1 protein-coding gene is annotated in these 1384 nt (G+C 29.8%); it reads right to left on the reverse strand.

The features are described 5' to 3' along the window. Positions 1-88: 88 nt before the first annotated feature. Positions 89-1258: a transposase gene (locus tag GBG18_RS14950; RefSeq protein WP_152192364.1), complete on the reverse strand. Its 1170-nt coding sequence runs from the start codon at positions 1256-1258 to the stop codon at positions 89-91. Between the last annotated feature and the right edge of the window lie 126 nt (positions 1259-1384).

Genomic DNA, 1384 nt, shown 5'->3' on the forward strand with positions numbered 1-1384 from the left:
GGTTGAAATTAACTAAAAATCATATTTTTACTCCATACTTTATGGTTTAGTTTCTAAAAGTTCAATATTTTCAGGGTTTTTCTAAAAGTTAAGTAATAAGCTTCAAGCTTTGATGAATACAAACAGATAAAATTCCAAATGCTAATACAGAAGCTACTTTTTGTGATCCCTGATAATATATTGTATTACATCCAAAGTCATCTTTGAGATATTTGTTAACCCTTTCTACCATACTTCTTTGATTATAATGGTGTATATCTGATGACTGTTGTAAATTTAACCATTCAAACTTTTCTTTCTCATCTTTTAGCAGTTGTATTTTTTGTTTTAATTCTTTTGAGTTTTTTGGATTTATATCTATGATGGGTTTATGATTTAATTTTTTAGAAAATTCTCTGATAATATCACTATCATAACCAGCATCTTGCAAGTCATGAAGATACATAACCCTTTTACTGGTTTCATTTATGAGAGGAAGTGCCACGGAACTATCATGAACATTAGCTCCTGAATAAAATGCTGTTACAGGTATATCTCCATCAACTGCACTGATATGAAGTTTACCACCTATCCAAACTTCTCTATTACCTTTTGAATTCTGTTTTATACCAACTGCACAATCAGTAGATACAAGAGATAACATTTCATCGGTTGTTTTCATGTTTTTTTGTTGTTCCAGTATTTTGGGTTTTATAGGTTCTCTTTTTTCACCTTTTTTGGGTCGTCCTCTTTTTACTTTAGGCTTAGACTTTTTTTCTACTTTGACCGGTTTCTCTCTTAGTGGTATTTTAGTTGCGTCACTTGCATTGTACAGAAATACCGTATCGGACAAATATTCCTTAACAAACTTTTCATGAGTCTTCTGGGCTATTTCCAACTTACTTAACTCTTTAAATACTCTACTAAATTTAGGTTCACTTGGAATATCTGTTTTATATCTCCACCCACAAAGTACCCTTAACACTCTATCACTATGAATCCTATCAATTAAATCTCTGGTTGTCTGAATATTATAAACTGACTTGGCTATCATTGCTCTTGCAATTTCTATTCTATCGTTAGGAGTATTTGTAATTTTTACAACTGTTATATTTTTTTCAATTTGTGCAAAGTCTAATATTTTGATTAGCTTTTCCTCTTTTGTGCTTAGTGTTCCTAATTGTTCTTGAAGTTCAGGAAATAAACAATTTTCAAGGTTGAGAACCTTATTCCACATTTTAGATAAATTTGAAGAGAACTTTGGTACAATATTTTTCATAAGTTGAATCACTTTTCTGTTAAATTTTTGTTGCAAAAAATTATAACTTATCTGAAATTTGATTTCAACTTTTTTAACTACTTAAAAATTAAATTAGCTACTTTTTTGGGAATCTGCAAGTGGCTC

The organism is Poseidonibacter ostreae (genome assembly GCF_009208075.1).
Taxonomy (GTDB): domain Bacteria; phylum Campylobacterota; class Campylobacteria; order Campylobacterales; family Arcobacteraceae; genus Poseidonibacter; species Poseidonibacter ostreae.

Coding starts and splice junctions, on each gene's coding strand:
- GBG18_RS14950 (WP_152192364.1), bottom strand. CDS start 1,258: ATGAAAAATATTGTACCAAAGTTCTCTTCAAATTTATCTAAAATGTGG.